This is a genomic window from Winogradskyella sp. ECml5-4 (assembly GCF_036903175.1).
GTDB classification, from domain to species: domain Bacteria; phylum Bacteroidota; class Bacteroidia; order Flavobacteriales; family Flavobacteriaceae; genus Winogradskyella; species Winogradskyella damuponensis.
Genome location: NZ_JAYJLF010000007.1, coordinates 147,537 through 172,748, shown reverse-complemented (window position 1 = coordinate 172,748; position 25,212 = coordinate 147,537). Strand labels below are relative to the sequence as shown.

At 31.0% G+C, this 25,212-nt stretch carries 22 protein-coding genes; 2 read left to right on the top strand and 20 right to left on the bottom strand.

Features of this window, described 5'->3' with window-relative positions; all coding sequences use genetic code 11:
• Window positions 1-120 precede the first annotated feature (120 nt).
• The 11 genes from VDP25_RS08315 to VDP25_RS08265 all read right to left on the bottom strand — a co-directional run bounded on the left by VDP25_RS08315 (window position 121) and on the right by VDP25_RS08265 (window position 13,355).
• Window positions 121-1,425: a flippase gene (locus tag VDP25_RS08315; protein ID WP_334468653.1), complete on the bottom strand. Its 1,305-nt coding sequence runs from the start codon at window positions 1,423-1,425 to the stop codon at window positions 121-123.
• A gap of 337 nt (window positions 1,426-1,762) precedes the next feature.
• Window positions 1,763-3,226 carry a hypothetical protein gene (locus tag VDP25_RS08310; RefSeq protein ID WP_334468651.1) on the bottom strand — a complete coding sequence of 488 codons (1,464 nt, stop codon included), beginning with the start codon at window positions 3,224-3,226 and terminating at the stop codon, window positions 1,763-1,765.
• A gap of 9 nt (window positions 3,227-3,235) precedes the next feature.
• Window positions 3,236-4,708, bottom strand: a complete 1,473-nt coding sequence (locus VDP25_RS08305) for an MBOAT family O-acyltransferase (protein ID WP_334468649.1) — start codon at window positions 4,706-4,708, stop codon at window positions 3,236-3,238.
• Between the two features lie 178 nt (window positions 4,709-4,886).
• A complete protein-coding gene (gene rfbD / locus VDP25_RS08300) occupies window positions 4,887-5,738 on the bottom strand; it encodes a dTDP-4-dehydrorhamnose reductase (protein ID WP_334468647.1) in 852 nt (283 codons plus the stop codon).
• Window positions 5,735-6,280: a dTDP-4-dehydrorhamnose 3,5-epimerase gene (gene rfbC / locus VDP25_RS08295; RefSeq protein ID WP_334468645.1), complete on the bottom strand. Its 546-nt coding sequence runs from the start codon at window positions 6,278-6,280 to the stop codon at window positions 5,735-5,737. The genes rfbD and rfbC overlap by 4 nt, the downstream gene beginning before the upstream one ends.
• Window position 6,281: 1 nt before the next feature.
• The gene (rfbA, locus tag VDP25_RS08290) at window positions 6,282-7,145 is read right to left on the bottom strand and encodes a glucose-1-phosphate thymidylyltransferase RfbA (protein ID WP_334468643.1); all 864 of its coding nucleotides are present in this window, start codon (window positions 7,143-7,145) and stop codon (window positions 6,282-6,284) included.
• Between the two features lie 54 nt (window positions 7,146-7,199).
• The gene (gene rfbB, locus VDP25_RS08285) at window positions 7,200-8,216 is read right to left on the bottom strand and encodes a dTDP-glucose 4,6-dehydratase (RefSeq protein WP_334468641.1); all 1,017 of its coding nucleotides are present in this window, start codon (window positions 8,214-8,216) and stop codon (window positions 7,200-7,202) included.
• Window positions 8,209-9,261 carry a hypothetical protein gene (locus VDP25_RS08280; RefSeq protein ID WP_334468639.1) on the bottom strand — a complete coding sequence of 351 codons (1,053 nt, stop codon included), beginning with the start codon at window positions 9,259-9,261 and terminating at the stop codon, window positions 8,209-8,211. The genes rfbB and VDP25_RS08280 overlap by 8 nt, the downstream gene beginning before the upstream one ends.
• 3 nt (window positions 9,262-9,264) lie before the next feature.
• Window positions 9,265-10,956, bottom strand: coding sequence for a DUF6909 family protein (locus tag VDP25_RS08275; RefSeq protein WP_215926410.1), 1,692 nt, complete (start codon window positions 10,954-10,956; stop codon window positions 9,265-9,267).
• A 27-nt stretch (window positions 10,957-10,983) separates the two neighbouring features.
• Entirely contained in the window at window positions 10,984-12,486 is a 1,503-nt protein-coding gene (locus VDP25_RS08270) for a GH3 auxin-responsive promoter family protein (protein ID WP_334468635.1), read from the bottom strand.
• The gene (locus VDP25_RS08265; RefSeq protein ID WP_215926406.1) at window positions 12,486-13,355 is read right to left on the bottom strand and encodes a M23 family metallopeptidase; all 870 of its coding nucleotides are present in this window, start codon (window positions 13,353-13,355) and stop codon (window positions 12,486-12,488) included. The genes VDP25_RS08270 and VDP25_RS08265 overlap by 1 nt, the downstream gene beginning before the upstream one ends.
• 190 nt (window positions 13,356-13,545) lie before the next feature.
• Here VDP25_RS08265 and VDP25_RS08260 point away from each other — a divergent pair, with 190 nt between their 5' ends.
• Window positions 13,546-13,722: a twin-arginine translocase TatA/TatE family subunit gene (locus tag VDP25_RS08260; protein WP_215926404.1), complete on the top strand. Its 177-nt coding sequence runs from the start codon at window positions 13,546-13,548 to the stop codon at window positions 13,720-13,722.
• Window positions 13,723-13,777: 55 nt separating this feature from the next.
• Here the strand turns inward: VDP25_RS08260 and VDP25_RS08255 are convergent, their stop codons facing one another.
• From VDP25_RS08255 to VDP25_RS08245, 3 genes are all read right to left on the bottom strand, one after another.
• A complete protein-coding gene (locus VDP25_RS08255) occupies window positions 13,778-14,758 on the bottom strand; it encodes a DUF4837 family protein (protein ID WP_334468631.1) in 981 nt (326 codons plus the stop codon).
• A 22-nt stretch (window positions 14,759-14,780) separates the two neighbouring features.
• Window positions 14,781-16,340 carry a LysM peptidoglycan-binding domain-containing protein gene (locus VDP25_RS08250; RefSeq protein ID WP_334468629.1) on the bottom strand — a complete coding sequence of 520 codons (1,560 nt, stop codon included), beginning with the start codon at window positions 16,338-16,340 and terminating at the stop codon, window positions 14,781-14,783.
• Window positions 16,341-16,508: 168 nt separating this feature from the next.
• Entirely contained in the window at window positions 16,509-17,696 is a 1,188-nt protein-coding gene (locus tag VDP25_RS08245; protein WP_334468627.1) for a phosphoglycerate kinase, read from the bottom strand.
• A 64-nt stretch (window positions 17,697-17,760) separates the two neighbouring features.
• On the opposite strand from VDP25_RS08245, the gene VDP25_RS08240 reads away from it, so the two are divergent.
• The gene (locus VDP25_RS08240) at window positions 17,761-18,921 is read left to right on the top strand and encodes a DNA polymerase III subunit (RefSeq protein WP_334468624.1); all 1,161 of its coding nucleotides are present in this window, start codon (window positions 17,761-17,763) and stop codon (window positions 18,919-18,921) included.
• Window positions 18,922-18,956: 35 nt separating this feature from the next.
• Here VDP25_RS08240 and VDP25_RS08235 read toward each other — a convergent pair whose 3' ends face one another.
• From VDP25_RS08235 to VDP25_RS08210, 6 genes are all read right to left on the bottom strand, one after another.
• Entirely contained in the window at window positions 18,957-19,514 is a 558-nt protein-coding gene (locus VDP25_RS08235; protein WP_334468622.1) for an OmpH family outer membrane protein, read from the bottom strand.
• A gap of 257 nt (window positions 19,515-19,771) precedes the next feature.
• A complete protein-coding gene (locus VDP25_RS08230) occupies window positions 19,772-20,632 on the bottom strand; it encodes a class I SAM-dependent methyltransferase (RefSeq protein ID WP_334468620.1) in 861 nt (286 codons plus the stop codon).
• A 23-nt stretch (window positions 20,633-20,655) separates the two neighbouring features.
• A complete protein-coding gene (locus tag VDP25_RS08225) occupies window positions 20,656-21,156 on the bottom strand; it encodes a hypothetical protein (RefSeq protein ID WP_215926390.1) in 501 nt (166 codons plus the stop codon).
• A 278-nt stretch (window positions 21,157-21,434) separates the two neighbouring features.
• Window positions 21,435-23,306 (bottom strand): tRNA uridine-5-carboxymethylaminomethyl(34) synthesis enzyme MnmG, encoded by a 1,872-nt coding sequence (gene mnmG, locus VDP25_RS08220; RefSeq protein ID WP_215926388.1) that lies wholly within the window; start codon window positions 23,304-23,306, stop codon window positions 21,435-21,437.
• Between the two features lie 81 nt (window positions 23,307-23,387).
• The gene (gene ybeY, locus VDP25_RS08215; RefSeq protein WP_334468615.1) at window positions 23,388-23,798 is read right to left on the bottom strand and encodes an rRNA maturation RNase YbeY; all 411 of its coding nucleotides are present in this window, start codon (window positions 23,796-23,798) and stop codon (window positions 23,388-23,390) included.
• Entirely contained in the window at window positions 23,799-25,208 is a 1,410-nt protein-coding gene (locus VDP25_RS08210) for a hypothetical protein (RefSeq protein WP_334468613.1), read from the bottom strand. It abuts the gene before it with no gap.
• Between the last annotated feature and the right edge of the window lie 4 nt (window positions 25,209-25,212).

Genomic DNA, 25,212 nt, shown 5'->3' with positions numbered 1-25,212 from the left:
TCTATAACTTTAAAAGTTATTTTACGCTTTTCCCTTATATTTTTCTTGATTTATAGCCTATAATCACTTTGCTACATATAAATTCAAAGTTAACTATTTTTTTTATCTACAATTTTAATCTTATGAAATAAATGTTTTTGTTTTATCCTGTCTATATATAATTATAGTTGCTAGAATTTTCCAAATAATCATACTTACAACAGTTGATGAAGCAGCACCAATCATTCCATACTTAGGGATATAAATAATGTTTAAAACAACATTGATTAATAAACCTAAAATAAGAATTCTTTGTAGTTTGTTTTGCTTACCTGTCATGTTCATATACACCCCTAATGGCCCCAATAAAAAATTAAAACATTGTCCGCCTAATAATATTAATAACGCACTCTGAGCAACAATATATTCCTTGCCAAATAAGCCTAAAATCCATTCTGAAAATAATGATAGTACAATTAATACTGGCAATGTTAAAACTAAAATAAGTCTATTACTATTTTGTAATAAGCGCCTTAACTTTTCAATACTGTTGCTAGAATAGAATTCAGCTATCTTTGGTCCTGCAATAATATTTATTGACAAAAGCGCTAATGTTGATATTGTTGATAATTTCACCGCTATAGCATAAAATGCAACGTTATCAAACGTACTATATTTAGCTAATAACAAAACATCAATACTCTGCATTAAAAAATAAGATAACGCACTTATAGCCATTGGATATGATTTTAAGAAAATAGTCTTATAACTTAAATTATCTATTTTAATCTCAAATTTCGATTTTAAAAATTTTCTGTAAATAATAATAAAAGAGACTAGAGCTAAACTTGCAAAACTCCATAAATAAGCATCAATTAAATAAGCTTCGTTTGAGTTATAAACTAAATAAACTGCTAAAAACAAAAATGGTAGGTGTCTAAAAATATTTCTAAACAACTCAGATAAAATAGTTTTATTTAAAGCTCTTAACATGTCTATATTTAAAAATGTAATAGCATAAAAAGACAGTGCTAAAATAACTTTATTAAAAAGTAATGATGCTTTTGGCTTATTAAATAGTTCATTAATAAAATCATTAGGGATTAAACTGTTTAGTACCCAAAGTATACTGCTAGCAAGTAAAACGAGAGTAAGCATTTTAAAATAAGTGGCTCTCAAAGAGCCCATTGAATTTTGAGATTTAAAAAAACCTGAGTAATAAATTATAGATTGATCCATTCCTAAAACGGATAGCCCTCCAATTATCATTAAAAGAGTTCGGACAAAGTCATATTGTCCAACTAATTCTGGCGGAAAGTAATTGGTTAAAAATAGTGAAACAGCAAAAAGAAGCAAAACACCAAGAATTTTAATAAAAAGAACCTTTAAACTACTCCCTAAAAGACTAGAGTTTAATAGTTTTGAAGTGATAGAATTAAATTTCATAATCTAATGAAGGGGCAATCATTGATTTGTAAGTAAATAAATTGGTCTCTTTTTTAAAATAGCTTTTTACCATATTTCTTTATTATTTAATGTAATAAATTAAGATTAGAGCTAGATAAAACCGACTTAATATCCGTAAAAATAATCTTTTATTTGATTTTCAAAAAATGTCATTACGTTTAAATGACTTAAAACTAAACCACTATAAGCAGAAAGTCGATAGACTTTTTTAATATAATTAAAATTAGTAATATCTGATTACACGAATAAAAGCAGCGTATTTACCTATTTTTTTTGGGGTAAGTTAAAGTAAATTAATCAGAATTAAATAGTTCTATTATTCAATGACTATACGCTTGTGGGTATTCTTCAAATGATATTTTTTTTCTTTATCTCTAATAATATGAAAAACAGTATACGTACCCTTTTCTAATAAGTTTTTTGACAACTCTACCCGATATCCACTGTTTTTAAAATCTTTACCATACTTTTCAACCAACTTATAATCTTTTCTTTCTTTTATTTGATTTCCTGATACAATATAAACAAAATTAGTATTTTTCTTCAAGGCAACTACTTTATTTCCTGCCAAGTTAGAGACACCTTCTTTATGCATCCAGCCTTCCAAATTTATTGTTTGTACGCTTTCAGCAATAGTGACAACTTTATCCCCTTCTATATCTTTATAAAACTGACCATTTATTTTATTTATAGAGCCAATAAAGGTCTTAGCTTCTATAACTTTATTTGCGTTATAGAGTAAGTTTTCAGGTGTTGATAAGAATGTTTTTTTAAAGACATCACTTTCGTCTATGTTGTAGTTATTCATTAGATAATTTGCCAAAGTAGAACTTGTTTTAATTTGGCCTTTATAATTAGCATGTTGATTAGATGATACTTTTTCATTTACAACACAGGTGTAATCAAAACCTGAAACTTTCTTATTTATATCAAGAAAATCTATATTTTTATGTGCATTAGTAATTCGTTCAATCTCTTTGTTTACAACATCAAATCCTTCTTTAGTTTTATTGTAATAAGTTCTATATACAGGAACAGTGTAAAATAATATTTTAAAATCATGACTTATTGACAAATCAATAATCTTATTTATGTATTCCTCTTCATGTTTTGTAAGCTCCAAATTTTGAGTATTAAAGCTTTTTTCGTTAAATGCTTTTATGCTTGCCGAAGATAAATGCCAGTTTGTTTTTTTATTGTGGCTTCGTTCTTTAGCTGAAAAGCTAAATTTTGCTTGTAATGACTTAGACCACATTTCGCTATCTTGCCAATTGTTATGAAATCTAAACGCGTTAAACATATGAAACCATTTATTATCTGGATAAATACTTGAGATCTCCTCGTACTTGACTTTACCAAATCTTTTATTGTATTCCATTTTAAATGGTGAAGCCATTAAATTTCCACTTGAGTCTGCAATCTTATTATATCTCACTCCTTTATCAATAAGTGCCCAAGTTTCTATAGCAACAATTTGAGGAGATTGATATTGTAATGTTTCTAATAGGTTAAAGTAAATTTGAGCTATACTTATACCTGCTCCATTAATTTTTAATGAATTTGTCTTACACTTAGCATTTATAATATTTGCATCTACCCCTTTACCTTGGTGAGAATTACCTAAAAAGACCACACTTACAGACTCCCTATCCTCCTCATATAATGTTTGATACGAACTAACAGATGAGTGGTCATTATCTATGAAAAACGAATCGAAGTACAGTAACAAAAAAGCAAAAATAGCAACGAATATCAAAAGCTTTAAAATTAATTTTTTCATATGAAATTTCTAAAATTGAAAATAAATAAATTCCTGAATATTTCTATCACCATAAATACCAAAGAGCATTATTAATATTACAATACTTAAGTAAAATGACCATCTAAATAATGTTGATTGGTTATTTAAAAACTTTATACTGTTATGTTTTTTATGAAAGTATTCAAATGCAAACAACATTAAAATAGCTATTGTAATGACCTTAAATTCATTCGGTTTAAAACCTATTAAATAGGTTTCTTTTTTAAACATATCTCCTAAATTAAAATCACTAAAAAATCCCGAAACTATTTGAAGAGAATCACTTAGTGAGTTTGCTCTAAAAAATACCCATCCAAAACAAACAATAGTAAAAATAATGAAACCGAAGAAAAGATGATTTGAAAAATTGTTTTTGTCCAAACCTATTTTATTAAACAACCTTTTTCTAAATGTAAAGGTTCCTTTTTCTATCATAAGAATAATACCATGTATCGCTCCCCAAATAATAAACGTCATTGCAGCACCGTGCCATAAACCACTCACGACAAAAACAATAAAAAGATTGGCATAAGTTCTGTACTTTCCTTTTTTACTTCCACCTAAAGGGATATATAAATAATCTCTAAACCAAGTTGATAACGATATGTGCCAACGCCTCCAAAACTCTGTAAGAGATTTTGAAATATATGGACTATCAAAATTCTTCATTAAATCAAAGCCCATTGTTCTCCCTAACCCAATAGCAATATCTGAGTATCCAGAAAAATCACAATAAATTTGAAATGCAAAGAGTACTGTTGCATAAATGTAGCCCACACCTCCATAATCATCTACATTATTATAAACCTGATTAACGTAAAGCGCAGCCCTATCTGCAATAACCATTTTCTTAAATAAACCAAAAGCCATAAGTAGAAGACCAGACTTTACAAGTTTGTAATTAAACGTATACGTTTTATAAAATTGAGGTAATAAATGAGATGCTCTTTCAATTGGACCAGCTACTAATTGTGGAAAAAACGACACAAATGCACTAAACGCAATAATATCGTTTGTAGGCTTTAACTGTTTTCTATAAATGTCTATGGTGTAGCTTAACGTTTGAAATGTATAGAAACTAATCCCTACAGGTAATATTATATTTAGTGTTGAAACTTCAAGTTCTTTACCAAACAACCGAAACGAATCTACAAATGATTCAATAAAAAAGTTGGTGTACTTAAAATAAACTAAAAACCCTAGATTGACCAATAAACTAACAAACAGTAATTGTTTTCGCTTCTTCTTGTTTTCTATTTTATGCATTTTTTTACCTACATAAAAATCTACTAAAGTACTTACCGCAATTAAAAATAAAAAACGCCAATCCCACCAACCATAAAAGGTATAACTAGCAACTAAAATTAGAACATTTCTTAAGGTAAGGTTTCTAGCTACAAGCCAATAGAGCGCAAAAACGATTGGGAAAAATATAGCAAAATCTAGCGAATTAAATAACATATGAAATAAGGTGGTTTCTTAATAAAATTATATTTATTAACCTTCTTATAGTAAAGCAACAAGACAGTATTTATAAAAAGAATACAATAATACTAATCTTAATAATTATAAAATAATGAATAGCTTTAATTTGTTATTAAGCTCCTCAATTATTTTTTATCAAATATTTTGTAATCAGTTAAAGATTAGAAATGGCTTGTGTTAAACTAACTTTCCAATTCGGAATTTTAAGATCTAATAGTTTACTTATTCTTTCAGTATGTAATACACTATACTTAGGTCGTACAGCGGGAGTTGGGTAATCTTTCGTTTCAATTTTATTGAGTGTAATAGAGCTATCACTTAGTTTAAAAATTTCTTTAGCAAAATCATACCAACTTACCACACCTTTATTACTGTAATGATAGACACCATAGCTAGTATTTTTAGACTCAATAAGTCTTAGAATCATATCTGCTAAATCTCTTGCGTAAGTAGGGCTTCCTACTTGGTCACCTACAACACCTATTTCATTGCGCTCTTTAGATAACCTCAACATGGTTTTTAAAAAATTATTACCATATTCTGAGTACAACCACGATGTTCTAATTATAAAATAGTTTTCCAATACATTAGAAATGGCTTGTTCTCCTGCTAATTTCGTTTTACCATACACACCCAAGGGATTCGTAATATCATCTTCTAAATACGGTACTGTTGCTTTACCATCAAACACAAAATCTGTAGAGACATGAATTAAAGTGACATTAAATTTCTTACAAGATTCTGCTAATAGCTTTGCTCCTATATGATTTACCTTATCTGCTAACTCTATTGCTTCTTCGGCCTTATCTACAGCTGTATAAGCGGCACAATTAATACAATAGTCAAACGTATGGTCTTTAAGTGCATCTTCGATATTGGCTGTGTTTGTAATATCTAAATCAGATGACGATTTAAAAACAAATTGAATATTGGGATGTTTAACAGCCAAACTTTGAAAGCATTGTCCTAATTGACCGTCTTTCGCAGTCACAAGTACATGTATCATAATTTAGCGTCTTTTAAAGTCGGTAATATGAGGTCTTTTTCTGAAAGTATAAAATCTGAACTAGGCAGTTGCCAATTGATATTTAAATCTTTATCATTATATATGACGCCAGCTTCTGATGCTTTATGATAGTAATTATCACATTTGTAGCTAAAAATGGTTTCATCTTCTAAAACAATAAAACCATGTCCAAAACCTCTTGGTACAAATAATTGGGTTTTATTGTTTTCTGAAAGCTCTATAGAAATATGTTCCCCAAACGTTTTAGAACCTTCTCTGAGATCTACCGCAATATCTAATACAGCACCTTTAACAACTCTTACTAACTTGGCTTGCGCATACTCGCCTAATTGATAATGCAGGCCTCTAAGCACTCCTTTTGAAGATTTTGACTCATTATCTTGAACAAAATTAATATCTAAACCTAGCGCCTTATTAAAGGCTTTTTGGTTGTAATTTTCAACAAAATAACCACGTTTATCGGAAAATACTTGAGGTTCTATTATAAAACACCCTTTTAATTTGGTTTCTTTTACAATCATTTTATTCTGAGACTAAACTTAATAAGTGTTTTCCATAACCACTTTTTGTTAATGGTTTCACCACTTTTATAAATTGTTTTTTATCAATATAACCCATGCTATATGCGGCTTCTTCTATCGACCCTATCTTTAAACCTTGACGTTCTTCTATAACTTGTACAAATTGAGATGCTTGCATTAAAGATTTAAAGGTACCAGTATCTAGCCACGCTGTGCCTTTATCTAATACACTAACTTTTAATTTTCCTTGGGTTAAATAGGTTTTATTAACGTCTGTTATCTCTAATTCTCCACGTTTACTAGGCTTTATATTTTTAGCGATGTCTACAACTGAGTTATCATAAAAATAAATACCTGGAACCGCATAATTTGATTTTGGTTTTTTAGGCTTCTCTTCAATAGAAACAGCTATGTCATTTTCATCAAACTCTACAACTCCGTATCGTTCGGGATCGTGCACATGATAAGCGTAAATAATACCTCCATCTGGATTATTATTTTGTTGCAATAAATCTGCTAAACCCGTACCATAAAAAATATTATCACCAAGAATTAACGCCACCTTATCGTCTCCAATAAATTCTTCTCCAATAATAAAGGCTTCTGCTAATCCGTTTGGTGACTCTTGAACGGCATACTCAAAATTACAACCATAGGACTTTCCATCTCCTAACAGCTTTTTAAATAAAGGTAAATCTTGAGGTGTAGAAATAATTAAAATATCCTTTATACCAGACCACATCAAAGTAGAAATAGGATAATAAATCATGGGTTTATCATAAATAGGCATTAACTGCTTACTTACCGCCAAAGTTAATGGATGCAATCTTGTACCAGATCCTCCTGCTAAAATTATTCCTTTCATCCTCAGTGTATTTTTGAAAAATTACCATTCAGTTTAAAAAACTGAGTACTAATTCTATTCGTTTTTATATTTATTTAAGTACCACTCAATGGTTTTAACGATTCCTGTTTCAAAATTTTCATCAGCTTGCCAACCTAATTCTGTTTCAATTTTAGAGGCATCAATAGCATACCTAAAATCATGTCCCGGCCTGTCCTTTACAAAGGTAATTTGTTCCGAATAGGCTTTGTTTTTGGGTTTTAAATCATCTAAAATATCACAAATTTTATGTGCTATATATAAGTTGTCGCGTTCATTTTTCCCACCAATATTATAGGTTTCTCCAGCTTTACCATTCTGAAACGCTATATCTATTCCTTTACAATGATCTTCTACATACAACCAATCTCTAATATTCTTTCCATCACCATAGATTGGAATAGGTTCGCTATTCAAGGCTTTTCTAATAATGGTTGGTATAAGCTTTTCATCGTGTTGTTTAGGACCATAATTATTACTGCAGTTGGTGGTTACAACATTCATTCCGTAAGTATGAAAATAGCTTCTTACAATAAAATCAGACGATGCTTTTGAGGCGCTATACGGACTATTAGGCGCATAAGGAGTATCCTCTGTAAACAAACCTGTTTCACCTAAAGTACCATAGACCTCATCTGTAGAAATATGATGAAATCTGTTAGTTTCGCATGCCTTTTTAAATGAAAAAGGAGCATCCATCCAATGGTTTTTGGCTATATTTAATAAATTAAACGTGCCATAAACATTAGTATTAATAAAGGCATCTGGATGTTTTATAGAATTATCTACATGAGATTCTGCTGCAAAATGAATAACATCAGTAAATTGGTGTTTAATAAAAAGATCGTTTACAAGCGTTGTATCGCAAATATCTCCCTTAATAAACTCGTAATTACTATTTCCTTCTAGTTTTTCTAAATTAGAAAGCTCACCTGCATAAGTGAGCTTATCTAAATTAACAACTTTAATGTTTTTATAACGTTCTAAAAAATAGACTATAAAATTAGATCCTATAAAGCCCGCTCCACCTGTTATTAAAACTGTTTTATTCATAGTCTTTAATATATTTGAATGCTTTTAATGCTAAAAACCATAGGATAAAAAGAACTAAAGCTATCGCAGGAAATAAAAGACGATAACTGTACTCAAAACTCTTATCTTTTTTCCCTAATTTATCAAAAGGTGCTAGGATATCGAAAAAAGTATTTTCCTCTGCTATCGTTCGGTTTAATTCATTTAACTTATATCGTATCCCTTGCTCTCTTAAAAACAGCTCATATTCTTTAGTCGCTCTTTTCTCTTCTTGAAGCGGAAGCATACTTCCTGTTCCAAAAACTAGATTTCTATTTTTAGATTCCTCTCTTATCGCTGCCAAATATGTTTTTTGAATGCTATCTAAACGTGATAATTCTGTTGTTAAAGATAAACGATCTATATAGGCCATTGTGTCTCTTACACGCTTTTGATGCTTTGAAAACTCATTCTCAAAAGTCTTTCTAAACCCTTCTTGTAGTCTTGGAAAAATAGAGATATCATTCGATTTTGCTTTTATAGCAAACACTCTTCCTGACATAAAATCTCTTTTATCTATATAATCTTTATAAGTAAGTTCATCTACAAGAGATGTATCAATAGACTTAATATATTCATCATATTCAATAAATAAATCATTTTGCGTCTCAGGACCAGCTTCTAAATCAAAACCTATTAATTCTTTAGCGCTTAGAGTGTCTATTTCAAAAATACTAGACAATTCTTTTACGTTTTTAGAACTAATTAATGCATTAAAATAATTGATATTACTAGATAATTGATATTTAGAATCAAAGTACGGTTTTACCAACATCTCTGAATAATAAACAGGATCATTTGTCTTTTCATAAATGTAACCTAGTATTACCGTTACTGTTAATATAACTACAACCACTTTAAAATGTACTACAAGAGGCTTTATTGTGTAGATAATAGCAGAAAAAATCCCCTTGAATATGCTACCTATAAAATTAAATAATCTTTGAAATAAATTTCCTATAGCACTAAAAAATTGTCCTAAATCTATCTCTTCACTATCGTTTTGTTGTGGTAATTTTTCACTCATTGGTTATGAATTAAATATTTGTTCTAGTATTTTTTTTGTAATCACGTAAGTTGGTTTTACACCAGAAGTTCCTAACCCTCCAGAGGCTAATGTGCCACCAGTTTCTAATGGATTATCACTAGCGTAGTAAGCATATCTTACCTTTACATCTTCATTAATGCTTCCTCTTACTCTAGAAGCTGCTTGTATTGCTTTTTGGTAATGTGCACCTTCCATCTCTAAACCAATAACATTCCATGTTGATTTTTTAAAGAATTTTAAAATCTCTTTATTTTGAAGTGAAGTTCCCAAAACGGTAACCATTGTACCTTCATAAACAGAAACGCCACAATCTGATAAATCATCCTTACTCAACTCATTTTTAAAGGGATAATTATCTGCTGTACCTTCAAAAATATGTGCATTAGGAATCATAACATCACCTTTACCTCCTTCTAAAATGCCCGCTTTTCCCATTATTGAAATAGACTTCACATCTAAGTGTACATTTTTATCATCAACTTTTATAGGTTTTAAAAACTCATCTAAAGTCTCATAAGCTTGCTCTCCAAAAGCATAATCCATTACAAATATTACAGCTTTATTATCCTTTACCTCTTCTAAGTATTTAAATTCTGATTTAGAAAAATCAATTTTATCCGTATCAAAAATTTGAACATCTATGTTGGTTCCAGACGTGTCTTTTATATAAATCATGCCGTTCTGCAACGCAGATTTTTCTACTTTATTGCGTAATGCAGAATTTTTAGAATCACTTAAAGCTTCATAAGTTTGAAAAATGTCTTTTTTAGCATCAGCGCCCTTAAGTGCTCCTTTAGCAAATAAGGAATTCATTACACTGTGCATATTAGCACTAATGATATGAATTGGGCGCTCTAACAAACCGTTTTTGTGTAACGTAGCTTTAATCGTATCTGCCCAAATTTCTCCGTGAATATGGTGTCCTAATCGTTCTCTTAAAACAGGACTAAAGGTTATTGTACGCTTATTGTTATTAATGGTTTCTTCTATGGCCAATTTACCCAACCAATATACAATTTGTAATAAACGTTCTGGTTGATTTTCAGTAGCAAATTTTGGATACGCTTCTGTTAATTCATTAAACGTTCTACCTAATATATTAGCGGTATGTGTAATGGCAATTTCGCGTTCTTTTTGGGTTAGTTTCTTAGTAGAGTTAACAGCATTTTCTAGTTTTTGCCAGTCTCTAACTGTAGAACCATCTTCATCGATAATAACGCGTTTACTGATTTTATGAGACTCTACAAACAAAAACGTAAGATGCGTTAAAATATCATAAATCTCAGAGCGACCTCTCGTGATTTCGATATTCATTTGCTCATTGTCTATACGATAGCAATTACGCCTTCTTTTAGGTGGAATTATAGCTTTAAAATGCGAATTAGCATAACCTTCATCACTGGTAAGATTGATAAACGTACACTCTTCAATACCTTGTGGTAAGCGGTCTACAACATAAAGCAAACCCTCTAATTCTGCTTTTTCATCCCCAATAGAACCATATATTTCTGGACGCAAAAGCAATAACGCTTCTCGTAATGTTTCTCCAGAAACACCCATAGGTTTATAAAATCCTCTATTAAAAAGGTGACGCATTGTAATATACATGCGTTCTATAGCGCTAGAACTTTCTTGTGCTCTAGTTCTTTCGTGTTTTTTCTTAGTTGTACTCATACTCTATTTTAACCTACAAATATAGCGTTATTTCGCTAAATTTAGTTGATACATCATGTCTGCTATCTTTCTATCGTTAGAAAGTCTAGGGATTTTATTTTGCCCTCCTAATTTCCCAATAGATTTCATATACATCTGAAATCCATTAGTCACAATTTTAGTGATTTTTAAAGGTCTAAGTACCTTTCCTTCAATTAAATCTAAATAATAACTGTTTTGTTGTTGTAAAGACTGCTCTAAAGCTATAATAAAATCTTGCAAATTTTCTGGTTCATTTTCAAACTCAATTAACCATTCGTGATATGGTAAGCCTTCCTCTGGATTTATTTGAGGTGCAACCGTAAACTCATTTACAGATATCGATGTATTTGCTGTAGCTTCTTTTAAAGCTTGCTCTACTTCTTTTCCTATAACATGCTCTCCAAATGCTGAAATAAAATGTTTTATGCGTCCACTTACAATCACGCGATAGGGTTTTAATGATGTAAACTCTACAGTGTCTCCAATATTGTATGCCCAAAGTCCTGCTGTAGTAGAAATAATCATTACATAATTTACATTTAACTTTACTTCTCCAATAGTGATCCGTTTAGGATTATCTTCAAAAAAATGTTCTGCTTCAACAAACTCATAAAATATACCTGAATTTAATTGAAGTAACATACCTCGTTCATTCTGTTTATCTTGAAAAGCGAAAAAACCTTCACTTGCGGGATACAATTCTATACTATCTACTTTTCTTCCTATTAAGTTTTCAAATTTTGCGCGATAAGGCTCATAATTGACACCTCCAAAAATGAAAAGATTAAAGTTTTTAAAGAGATCTCCAACATTTTTACCTGACTTTTCAATCAGTTTTTCAAAATACATTTGTACCCAAGACGGAATTCCCGAAATGATACTCATATCTTCATTTATGGTCTCATCTACAATAGCTTCAACTTTAGTTTCCCAATCATCAATACAATTCGTTTCTAAACTTGGCATTCTATTTTTTTGAAGATATTTAGGTACATAATGCGCTACAATCCCTGATAATCTCCCCAGTTTTATACCATTCTTTTCTTCTAAAATAGGACTGCCTTGAAGAAAAATCATTTTGCCATCTACAAATTTAGAATGTCCTGTTTCATAGATATACATTAAAATCGCATTTCTAGCGGCTTCAACATGCGTTGGCATACTTTCTTTTGTAATTGGAATATATTTAGCTCCAGAGGTTGTTCCTGAAGTTTTAGCAAAGTAAATAGGTTTACCCTTCCACAGAACATCTTCTTCACCACCAACAACACGTTCTACATAAGGCTTTAATTCTTCATAATCTCTAATAGGAACATTAGCTTGAAAATCTTCATAAGTAGCTATAGCACTAAAATTATGGTCTTTTCCAAAAGCCGTTTGCTTGGCCTGAGCAATTAAATTTTGAAAAACGTTTTGTTGCGTTTCAACAGGCTTAGATGACCATTTTTTAATTCGCTTTGCGACGTATTTAGCAAAGGGTTTTGAAAGCGCAGCTTTTAATGATGCCATTATTCGAAATTAATAAAGTTAGTTGGGTTTACTGGGTAACCTTTACTCCAAAGTTCAAAATGAAGGTGTGGTCCTGTGGTTAATTCACCAGCATTACCAGACATGGCAATAACTTCTCCAGATTTTACAATATCTCCTTGAGCTTTTGTAATTGCTGAGTTGTGCTTATAAACAGAGATTAACTCTCTATTATGTTCTATAATGACCACATAGCCCGTTTCTACCGTCCATTCTGCAAAAATAACAGTGCCATCTGCTGTTGCTTTTACAGGAGTATTAACTGCAACAACAACATCTACCGCATAATGTTTTTCTTCTAAATTATAACCTTCTGAAATGGTACCGTTTACTGGCGGAAACAACACATAATTAGACTGATCTCCAGAAACTTCAAACAAATTATACTTATCTTCTTTAGCAACTTTTTCTCTTAACAACGAATCTTCCCTATTTGTAGGTACTTGTAAAATATCAAGATCATTTTTAGCTGCTTCTATAACTGAATCTCTATTAAATTCTAAAGTAGCAACATCTCCTGTGAGTACTTTTCTTATAGAGGCATAATAGCGTTTGTTTAACTCTAATTCTTGTACCAAAGAATCGGTTTTATAATTTAACATGGTTGCTTTCTTTTTTAGCTTAGCAGAGGAATATCCTGGAATATATTCTCTTAAAGGTGTGAATGCAATTAATAAAACCGTGAAAAATACGAGTGATATAGCAGAAAGCGATGTTAAAATAAAAACGTTGAGACGTGTTAGCTTTATAGCAAAACGCTCCTCAAAAGTGTCTTCATTTAGTATGACCAAACGATACTTGTGAAGTAACTTTTTAGTGAATTTCTTTTCCTTTTTTTTATTCTTTGCCATTAAAACAAAATTAGTTAAAATACTTAAATAGCGCCATGATAAAATATTAAAGTTAGCTAAGCTTATTATAACATAATAATAACAATAATAAAACACTCATTTGCCTTTATTATAAGCTCAAAGTTAAAATAGAATGAACAACGCTATAATTAAACTATAATTACTAACTTTGCGGTCTAAATTATAAGTTATGAGTTTAAGCATTATACCTTTAATGATTGGATGGCCTCAAGTAATTCTAATTGCTGTAGTTGTTTTATTACTATTTGGTGGTAAAAAGATTCCTGAACTAATGAAAGGTTTAGGTAGTGGTTTAAAAGAATTTAAAAAAGCAAACAAAGACGAGTCTGCTGACGATAAAGAATAGAGACCTCAAAACAAGAAACATAAAAAAAGCCAACTTTAAAAAGTTGGCTTTTTTGTTACTTAATAGTGATTGATTTAATCATAGCTTCTAGCTCAAAAATATAGTCTCGTTTTGGTAATGACGGTGCATATACATAGCCATCTGCAACTAAATAACGATTGTTTATTTTATCTTCAATAGCATATGTAATAAAAGGTCCTGCCATTGTAAAACCTTTCATTTCCCACATACCTCTTACTTCGTAAGCGGGTTTATTATCAATAATAGTTTTGAACATTGAAGGAGCGTAAGCATCTTCTACAGCCATATAAATACCATCTTCTCCTGGTATTTTAGTTTTTGTAATGTTATCACGCATTTTTATAATATCTATAATTGTGCTATCTCCTTTAGAAATCGTTTCCATAGGCACTTCATAAACCATTAAATCTATGGTTTTGGTATTACTAAGACTTTTTCTAATCCAAAAGAAATCATCGTCTGCTTTACCAATTTTATAAGCTGAAGGCATATCTATAGTTATTCCAAACTTATTTTCCATGTCTTTATCTTCCAATAATGACAAGTTAATTCTTCTTAGCTTCTCTTTTACTTCTTCTTTATTAAATGCATCAATTATTTTAGCTTTATTTTCCTGTAATTGCGCAATAATATCATTATCTGTTTTACCAGCAACAACAGCAACAGTTTGTGATTTAGCATAGGCATTATTCACAATTTTAGTTGTTGCTTCAACATCGCCTTTTTCAATTTTAAGTACAATTCTACTTCGTGCTGCGAAACCATCAAATACCTGAGTTGGAATTTGTTTCATGTTAAACATTGGTTCCTCTGTAGGTAAACCATTTAAGGGTGCAGCAAAAATATGTCTTATGCTTTCCCCTACTTTATCTTCCCATAAGATATTATCTACAACAACCGAAATTGTGTTTAAATTCCCATTAGAAGCGGGTAAGTACAATTGTTTATCCTCTTTTTTTGAATCTCCACACGCTAATAGCAACGCACAAAAGAACACGGTATAAAACGCTCTCATAAGCTTAAGTTTTTGTTGGTTTTTATTTAGACACAACGAGTGTCATTCCTATCTTGAGTTTATTACCACTAATATCGTTCCAATCTTTAATATTTTGAACAGAAACTCCTGAAAATTTTTGTGCAATGGTCCAAAGCGAATCTCCAGACTTTACTTTGTAAGTTTGTTTTCCTGCTGTATTAACAACTTTTTTTACAGGCTTTGAACTGCTTGAAGCACCATGATTTCTAGGATAAATAGTTAATCGTTGCCCTATTTTAAGGTTATTACTTCTTAGACCATTCCATTGTTTTAATTGGCTAACTCTAACGCCATATTTTCTTGCAATTTTACCTAGATAATCTCCATTTTGAACACGATATCTAATTTTAGTGTCATCACTAACAATTTCTGGTAATGGTTTTTCACGCTGATTAAATTCGGCATTAGCAAAAGCGTAGATTTTATCTTCATTAGTGACAAAAGTCCCTATTGCTTCTCTAGGCAATCTTAAAGCATATGTCTTCCCTTTAACTTTAGGGATTATATCTAATTTATAAGCCGGGTTTAAAAACTGTAATTCTTCAATTTTAATTCCTGTAGCTTCAGAAACATGATTTAAAGAAATCATTTGTTTCACGTGTACTGTATCGGTTTGAATTAGCTGAAATGCAGGACGTTCAGGCTTAAAACCATGCTCTTTTGCATATTCAAAAATATACATTGTTGCTAAAAACGCTGGTACATAACCTGCCGTTTCTCTTGGTAAATTCTGACGGATATTCCAATAATTTTTAGATCCTCCAGAACGTCTAATGGCTTTATTTACATTTCCGGGTCCTGAATTATATGCGGCTAAAGCCAAATCCCAATCGTTAAAAATACGATACACTCTATTTAAATATTCTGCAGCTGCTTTTGTAGATTTTATAGGATCGCTACGATCATCTACATAACTGCTTACATTTAAATCATGCTCCTTTCCGGTGCCATACATAAACTGCCAAATACCTGTTGCTCCAACTCGTGAACGTGCTCTTGGTTTTAAAGCTGATTCTACAATCGCCAAATACTTCATCTCTAAAGGTATATTTTGATTGTCAAATTCTTGCTCAAACATTGGAAAATAAAAATGACTTAAACCCATTAAACGTTCCAAAGAATTCCGTCTATGCTTAAGATAACTTTTAATCACACTTTCTAATGATGGATTGTATTCTACATTAAAAGGTGTTCGCGCATTAAGCCGCTCTAATCTTGCTTTTAAAGTATCTGTAGAAAGTTCTGGATAATAAACAGGCTCATACTCTAACTCTGTAACCGATTTATATATGGTATCAAAAAGAGAGTTATTATACAGTTCATCTAACCATTTTTTATCGAGTTCTGCAACCTGAGGTAAATCTTTAAGATTTTTAACTCCTAATGTATCAACTTCTACGTCAATCTTTTTTTCAGAAGCGAAAAGCTTACCATCTATAACCGAATCTTTATTTGAAACAACGTCAGACGACTTTTTTGAAATACTATCAGTTTTAGTTTGGGAATATCCACTACAAACAGACAAGCATAAACAAGCTAATAAAAACGTTTTTAATGTCATGTGTTTATATCTTATGTTTTTGAATGGTTAAACACTGTTCATATTCTATCTGTGCTCTAACTGATAAAATTTTGAACAAGCTCGTTTCAATATACATTGAAAAATTAATTCGTAAAAGCTCAGCGTATCATAAACGCTGGAACTGCTAAAAATAGTGTTTTTTTACTACTAATCTAATATAGCAGCTATTCCAGGTAAGGTTTTACCTTCAAGGCTTTCTAGCATTGCTCCTCCACCTGTACTAACATAGCTAACTTTATTTTCGAAACCAAACTGTTTTACAGCAGCTACAGAATCACCTCCGCCAACTAAAGAAAACGCTCCATTTTTAGTTGCATTTGCTATGGAGTTTCCAAGTTCAATTGTACCATTAGCAAAACTTTGTAATTCAAAAACACCTAAAGGACCATTCCAAAGAATCGTTTTACATTGGTTTACAACGGCATCAAAATTTTCTATAGATTTTGGACCAGCATCTAAACCTTGCCATCCATCAGGAATAGCTTTTACATCACAAATTTGTGTGTTTGCAGTATCACTAAATGCATCTGCAGCAACGACGTCTACTGGTAAGTGAATTTTTACACCTTTAGCTTCGGCTTGTTTTAAAATATCTAAGGCTAATTCCATTTTATCATCTTCACAAATGGAATCTCCAATTTTTCCTCCTTGTGCTTTAATAAAAGTAAATGTCATTCCACCTCCAATGATTAAATGATCTACTTTATCTAAGATGTTCTCTATAACTGTAATTTTTGAAGATACTTTTGCACCTCCAAGAACTGCTAAAACAGGTTTTTCACCATCTTCTAAAACTTTTTTAATACTCTCTATTTCTTGAGCCAAAAGACTTCCAAAACATTTATTTTCTGGAAAAAACTCAGCGACAATTGTTGTAGAAGCATGTGCTCTGTGTGCTGTACCAAACGCATCATTTACATAAATATCACCTAATCTAGATAATTGTTCTGCAAAATCTCTATTACCTTCTTTCTCTTCTTCGTGAAAACGTAAATTTTCAAGTAATAATATTTCACCTGGTTCTAAAGCTTTTGCTTTTTCTTCTGCTTCTGCGCCAACACAGTTGCTAGCAAATTTGACTTCAACTCCTAATATATCTTCAATTTTTGGAATAATGTGTTTTAGAGAAAACTCTTCTTGAACACCTTTTGGACGCCCTAAATGCGACATTAAAACACAACTTCCGCCATCTTCTAAAATTTTAATAATTGTAGGCTTTGCAGATACAATTCTAGTAGCATCTGTTACTTCGAAATCATCATTTAATGGCACATTAAAATCTACTCTGATTAATGCTTTTTTATTTTGAAAATTAAAATCGTTTAGTGTCTTCATTTTATAAATTTTGAAACACAAATATAAAGATTAGAAACATAATTTTTTTATATAGTTTTGCTTTATGTTATTTTCAGAAGTTTTAGGTCAAAAACACATAAAAAATCACCTTACTACAAGTGTTGATGCTGGTAGGATTGCACACGCGCAATTATTTGTTGGTCCAGAGGGTTCTGGCACGTTACCAATGGCTTTAGCTTATGCACAGTATATACTATGTAGTAACAAGAACGGTGAAAATACAGGAGGAAACGACTCTTGTAATTTAAAATTTAAGAATTATTCGCATCCCGATTTACATTTTGCTTTTCCTGTAACAACTAGTGATAAAGTAAAAAGCAAACCGGTTTCTAAATATTATCTCGAAGAATGGAGACAACTTTTAGAACAGCAACCTTATGGAAACCTCTTTGATTGGTACAAACTTTTAGGCGTAGACAATAAACAAGGACAAATTGGTGTTGACGAAGCTTTAGAGATTGTAAAATCCTTAACACTAAAGTCTTATGAAGGCGGATACAAGGTCATGATAATTTGGATGGCTGAAAGAATGCACACATCTAGTGCCAATAAATTATTAAAATTAATTGAAGAGCCACCAGAAAAAACAATCTTTATTCTCATTGCTGAAGACGAAGAACAGATCATTAACACCATTAGATCGCGTTGTCAGATTTTACATTTTCCTCCTTTAGCAGAAGAAGCTATTTCTGAAGCTTTAATTAAAAACTATCATATTGAGCAGTCAGTTGCAACTAAAATTGCACATCAAGCCAATGGTAACTATAACAAAGCTTGTGATTTAATTTATCAAGATAGTGAAGATATTCAGTTTGAAAAATGGTTTGTACTCTGGGTACGTTCTGCTTTTAAAGCTAGAGGAAATAAGGCAGCTATTCACGATTTAATTTCATGGTCCGAAGAAATTGCCAAAACAGGACGTGAAACGCAAAAGAAGTTTTTAAGCTTTTGCTTAAACTATTTTAGACAAGCTTTATTACTAAATTATAAAGCTGACGAATTAGTGTATTTAGAGCCAAAATCAGACAACTTTAAACTTGAAAATTTTGCTCCTTTTGTTCACGATTCAAATATTTTAGAAATTTCAGACGAATTACAAGATGCCATTTACCATATTGAGCGTAACGGAAACTCTAAAATTGTGCTTACCGATTTATCTATTAAATTAACACGTTTACTACATAAAAAAAGCCAAGCGTCTTAGGCTTGGCTTTTAAAAAAAAATACTTTTTTTTATTTTTATTTAACCTCTTCAGCTGTTTCTGTTGCTTCTTTTTTAGAATCTTTAGCATTATAGGCAGCATTAATTGCTGTAGTTACCGCTTCAGAAATATCATTAGTCTCACTTCCGTACATAACGCTTCCAGCTTCATTTTTACCTAAAATGTATGTATAACCATTCTTTTTACCATAATCACTAACAAACGTATTTACTTTAGAAATTACAGAATCCATTTCTACACTAAACATTTGTTGCATTTGTTGCTGCTCGTATTGAAATTGTTGTTGTAAGCCTTGTTGTTTTTGAGTTAGACTTTGGTACATCTCTTGTCTTGCTTTTGCAGATAAGGTTTGCTCTTTTGCTTGAAACGCTTGAGCTTCGGCCTGAAAAGCTTTACCAATACTATCCATTCTCGCTTTAAAAGCTTCGTCTTTAAGTTTGAATTTATCTTCAATATCAATTTTCATTTGATATTCATTAATAACTTTACCGTTATCTATGAATGCAATTTTTTGTTGTTCTTGACAAGATGCAAATGCAACTAAAACTGTTAAGCCTAAAATTAACTTCTTCATTTTATTTTTATTGTTTAATTGTTTGTGAAAGTATCAAACTTTCATTTTTCTACTTTAATTTAATTTTTGCAAATGTATAAAAGTTAGTTAGTGATTTCCTCTATTTTTTATGTATTGATGTTTTCTATAGAACTTTCTGCTTGTTATTTTAAAAATCAATTAAAAACGAAGCTAAATAAAGCGTTTTAAGCACACTTTAAGATTTTACAATATAATTACACATTTATAGCTGCGATACAAAAATAGCGTTGCTTATATTAAGAATTAGCGTTCTTTAAGACATAAATGTGCGAAGAATACTCTTTAGATCGATTTGCTTTACGATTTGATTGCCATCCAATCCAAAATGCTTTGATTGGGTTCATAACACCAGATTTATATTTTTCTGAAAGTAGACATACATAATAGGCATCAAATTTCATTGGCAACAGTTTCACCAATGCCATATGTTCTTTGCTAAATAATTTTGAAATCGAATTTTTAGAAAAATGCCAAAGGTGTCTTGGCACATCATATGCTGCCCAAAAGTTTTTATAATACTCCGCATCGTAACTTTTATAATTAGGAACAGCAATGACCAAAGTACCATTTGGTTTTAAAAGTGATTTTAACAATGCCGTATGCATTTCTAAATTTGGCAAATGTTCTAAAACATGCCAAAGTGTAATAACATCAAAACTCTGAGGTTTCAATTTTAATAATTCTTCTGTACTAAAAACAGAATTGTTGGTTTTAGAATTTGCAATTTGCCGCGCACTTTCGTTGGGTTCAATTCCTGTAACCTTCCAATTATTATTTAAAGCCGTTTGCAAAAAATCCCCAGTTCCGCATCCAATATCTAAAAGTACTTTAGTTTCGGATTGAAACGAATTGATTAATTTCAATTTTCGTTTTAAAGAAATTTCTCTCACTTTGTGATAAGCAAATTCCAATAGATTTCGCTTCGTATCTGTATGCGAAATATAGTCTTCACTTTTATAATATTCGGATAATTTTTCACCTTCTGGCTGTGGATATGTTTCTAGCATATCGAGCTCCTTATTATATAATAATTGGAACGTTTCTTTAGAGACAGAATGATCTTTTAGAGTAAGATATGTTCTTGTTGTTTTGGGCACAATTTAAGAATATGATATAATAATTAGTGTATTGTTCTTGGTGTAATTATGTCAGATAATTTTTCAAAAGTAGTACTTAATAACTTTTTTTTCCATTGATGTACTTCAGTTTGTTTGATATGAAAGGTATGTTCACCTATTAAACCAACTATAATTAAAGCGAAATTTTTCTGTCCTTGTTTTTCTAACCTTACTTCTAGGTCATTAATATTAACAGTCATTAATTGCCTTTTAAAAAGTCTTAGATATTTTATTGTGACAATGTCATTATCAATTACCATACTATATATGTAAATATAAGGTCTCCTAAAACCAGCTATTAAATTTAAAGCTAGTAATACAAAAACGACACCAATATAAAACAACAATATAGTTACTTGATTTGATGCATTACCTGAAATAAAAATTGAAAGAACAAAAGCAACAAACATCCAACCAAAAATACTAAGAAAGGAATTCACCAAATAATTAGTAAAACTATAGGGTTCTATATCAACAATGTTTTCAGTATTAAGATCTGCCATTAACCTTATCTAATTTTACACCCTTAAAACCCCCTCAAGAGAACAATGGTTTTATCACTATTTTTCGGATTTCTAATAACAAACAATTTGCCATAAATCCATTTTTTATATTCAGTTAGTTCAATTTTGAATATTTAAATTACCCCTCAAAGATTAGTTTCGAAACAAAATAATTCATGTTTCGCAACTAACGAGCGAAGCACCAAGTGGGCGTTTTATACAATTGTTTCACGTGGAACATTACAATATTCATTGTGAGATTTCAATTTTCTTAAGAATTAACGTCCTAAATAAACCAACAAAACAGAAATATCATTTGGATTTACACCACTAATTCGAGATGCTTGAGAAATAGTTACAGGTTGTATTTTTTCTAATTTTTGTCGTGCTTCTATACTCATTGATTTTAGTTTTGAATAATCAAAACCAACAGGGATTTTTAAGTTTTCTAGTCTATTTAATTTATCGGCGTTGTTCTTTTCCTTTTCAATATAACCCGCATATTTAACTTGTATTTCAGTCTGCTCAATAATCTCTGTATCTAAATCATTATTCTGAATATAGTTTTCTACAGACTCAAATTTACGAACATCATCTATAGTAATATTTGGTCTAGCATACAACTTAAACATCTTATCTTGTTGTTTAACAGCTGCTGAATTTTTAGATTCTAAAACAGGATTTGCCTCTTCTGGAGTAACACTAGTATCTCTAAAAAACTGAACAAAGGCTTCAGATTTAGATTGCTTTTCTTCCATACGTTTTAATCGTTTTTCAGAAGCTAAACCTAAAGCATAACCTTTAGGTGTTAATCTAAAATCTGCATTATCTTGCCTTAATAATGTTCTATACTCTGCACGTGACGTAAACATTCTATAAGGCTCTTCTGTACCCTTAGTAATTAAATCATCAATTAAAACACCTATATAAGCTTCGTCACGTTGCAATGTAAACGCTTCTTTTTCTTGTACTTTTAAGCTTGCATTAATACCAGCCATTAAACCTTGAGATGCTGCTTCTTCATAACCTGTAGTACCATTAATTTGTCCAGCAAAATACAAGCCCTCTACTAACTTAGTTTCTAAAGTATGTTTTAATTGTGTTGGTGGAAAATAATCGTATTCTATAGCATAACCTGGTCTAAAGAACTTTACATTTTCAAAACCAACTACAGAACGCAATGCTTTAAATTGTACATCTTCTGGCAAGGAAGTTGAGAAACCATTAATATAATATTCACAAGTATTCCAACCTTCAGGTTCTACAAATAATTGGTGCCTATCTTTATCTGCAAATCGATTAATCTTATCTTCAATAGATGGACAATATCTTGGTCCAACACTTTTAATTCGTCCATTAAACATTGGTGAGCGATCAAACCCTTCGCGTAATAAATCATGAACCAATTCACTGGTATAAGACATATGACAAGAACGCTGATGAGTTAGTGGTTTTGTAACATCTAAATAGGAAAACTTTTGCGGATCTTCATCTCCAGGTTGTTCTATCATTTTAGAAAAATCTAAAGAACGACCATCGACTCTTGGAGGTGTTCCTGTTTTCATTCGGCCAGATTCAAAACCTAAATTAACGAGTTGTTCTGTAATTCCGGTTGCTGCTCTTTCACCCGCTCTACCTCCACCAAAGTTTTTATCTCCAATATGAATTAGTCCATTTAAAAATGTCCCGTTAGTAAGCACTACAGATTTCGCTTTTACTTCTACACCAAGCGATGTTTTTACACCTACAACTTTATGGTTTTCCACTAATAACCCAGAAACCATTTCTTGATAAAAATCGAGATTTTCAGTCCCTTCTAAGAGCATTCTCCAATCTTCAGCAAAACGCATTCTATCGGATTGCACTCTTGGACTCCACATTGCAGGTCCTTTAGATTTATTAAGCATCTTAAATTGAATTGCAGAAGTATCTGATACAATTCCACTATAACCTCCAAGTGCATCAATTTCTCTTACAATTTGTCCTTTTGCAATACCTCCCATTGCAGGATTGCAAGACATCTGTGCAATATTTTGAAGGTTCATGGTAATCAATAATGTTTTGCTTCCCATATTTGCAGCAGCTGCTGCAGCTTCACTTCCTGCGTGACCTGCACCAACAACTATAACATCATACTCTTCATTAAACATATTGAAATCTATTTTTGTTCCACGTGGAACATTATACTATTAAAATTTTTGCGGCTGCAAATATACAATGAAAACACAAGTCTACTTTCGTTTGGCTAAGTAGTAATCTTCTTTTGAACGCATAAGCTTTTCATCAGCTTCAGATTTATCCTTATAACCACAATAATGTAAAACACCATGAATCATAACACGCGCCATTTCTTCTTCTAAAGAAACTTTAAAATCTAAAGCATTTTCCTTGACTCTGTCTACTGATATATAAATTTCGCCATGTAGTTCTTTTCCCACGGAATAATCGAAACTAATAACGTCAGTTAAAGTGTCGTGATTTAGAAAATCTACATTCAATTTATGCAAATAATCATCAGAACAAAAAATGTAATTAATTTCTCCTTCTCTACAATCTTCTTCTAAAATGGTCTCTGAAATCCATTTAGAATAATTGGCTTCATCGTTTATGATAAACTCGGTTTCGTAATTAAAACTAATCATTTATAATGCTTTATTAATTATATTAAACGATTTGTTACGCTTATCATAAGCGATATATCGAAAATTATCTTGTGTAAATACAGTAGACGTATGCTTCAACTTTTTGTTATCATTTAAAGGCTTGACGTAGGTCTTTTTGTTTAAATAAGGGTATACACTTTCATCATTTTTATCTTCTACAATCTTACCTGCAAGATCTAAAGTAATTTCAAAAAAAGAATGCTCTTGTGCTACAAAAAAATAATCTAATGGTTCAGAAGGTCCAAAACTAGGAATAGAGTTCCGCATTTGTTGTTGATTAATCATTTGAAAATGCTGCATCTGTTGCATGTGCCATTGATGATGCCACCACCAATTATAGTGGTAATTGTATAGGTTTTTATTTACAAAATCGAACCTTACCTTTAATTTACCATTCTTAGTACTATTTATAGTAACTGTAGGTTCATTAAACTTCTTAGAAGCGTTTTTAACAAAGTCTTTAATACTTTTAAATCCTTCTGCATGCTTTGTAGGTTTAACCTCTAAAATATTTACAGATGAATTATACGCATCATTAAGACCAAAAACATTTAATTGCCCTTCTTCTTTACCGATTTTAAGTTGGTATAATTTATCGTTATTTATATAAGATGTACTTTTCTTTATTTTACTATCCTTGGTTTTACCACCAAAGGTTTTAAATTGAGCACTAACTTCATTGCCTTGATTAAGGGGGATCTGAAGAGCATTAGTTGTTGCTTCTTTAGTATTTTCTTCAGTAATAATAACTTTATCACCATCGCTATAAGCTCTAAAAGTACTTATAGAGCCGTTAGAAACAAATTCATCGTTGTTTATAGCCTCAACACTATTTTCTGAAAGCGATGCTAAGAATTCAGCCGAAGAAGCGTCAGAACTCACCGTAATGGTCTGTACTGTATTTGCATCTTTAGCCTCTATAATTCTTACACTTTTCTTATCTGAAAATACAATTAAGTTTTTATCCTTTTTTCTAATTAATGCTTTAAAATCTTCCGTTGCTATATTATCTGATTTAACATAATTACCTGAAATTAAATCAACATCAATAATATTTATAAATTCAGAACTACCAACTTTAGATTGCGTGAGTAATGACAATTTATCTTTGGCATTGTGAAAAGATAGGATTACAGGCTGTTTATCAAATGAAAAGGTTTTTAGTTTAACAATGTGATTGTCTTTAAACAGATAAGGAATAACATCATAGTCTTTGGTATCTCCATTTTTAGCTATAATTAAATGAAAACTATCATTACCAACTGTATTACCTGAGAACGTACTTTCTACTTTATACTTTTCATCAATTTCAATTTTATTTACAGGATCATAGCTGGGATGATTAGCAAAAGAACAAACCGAAATAAAAAACGCCATTAATATTTTCATGTCT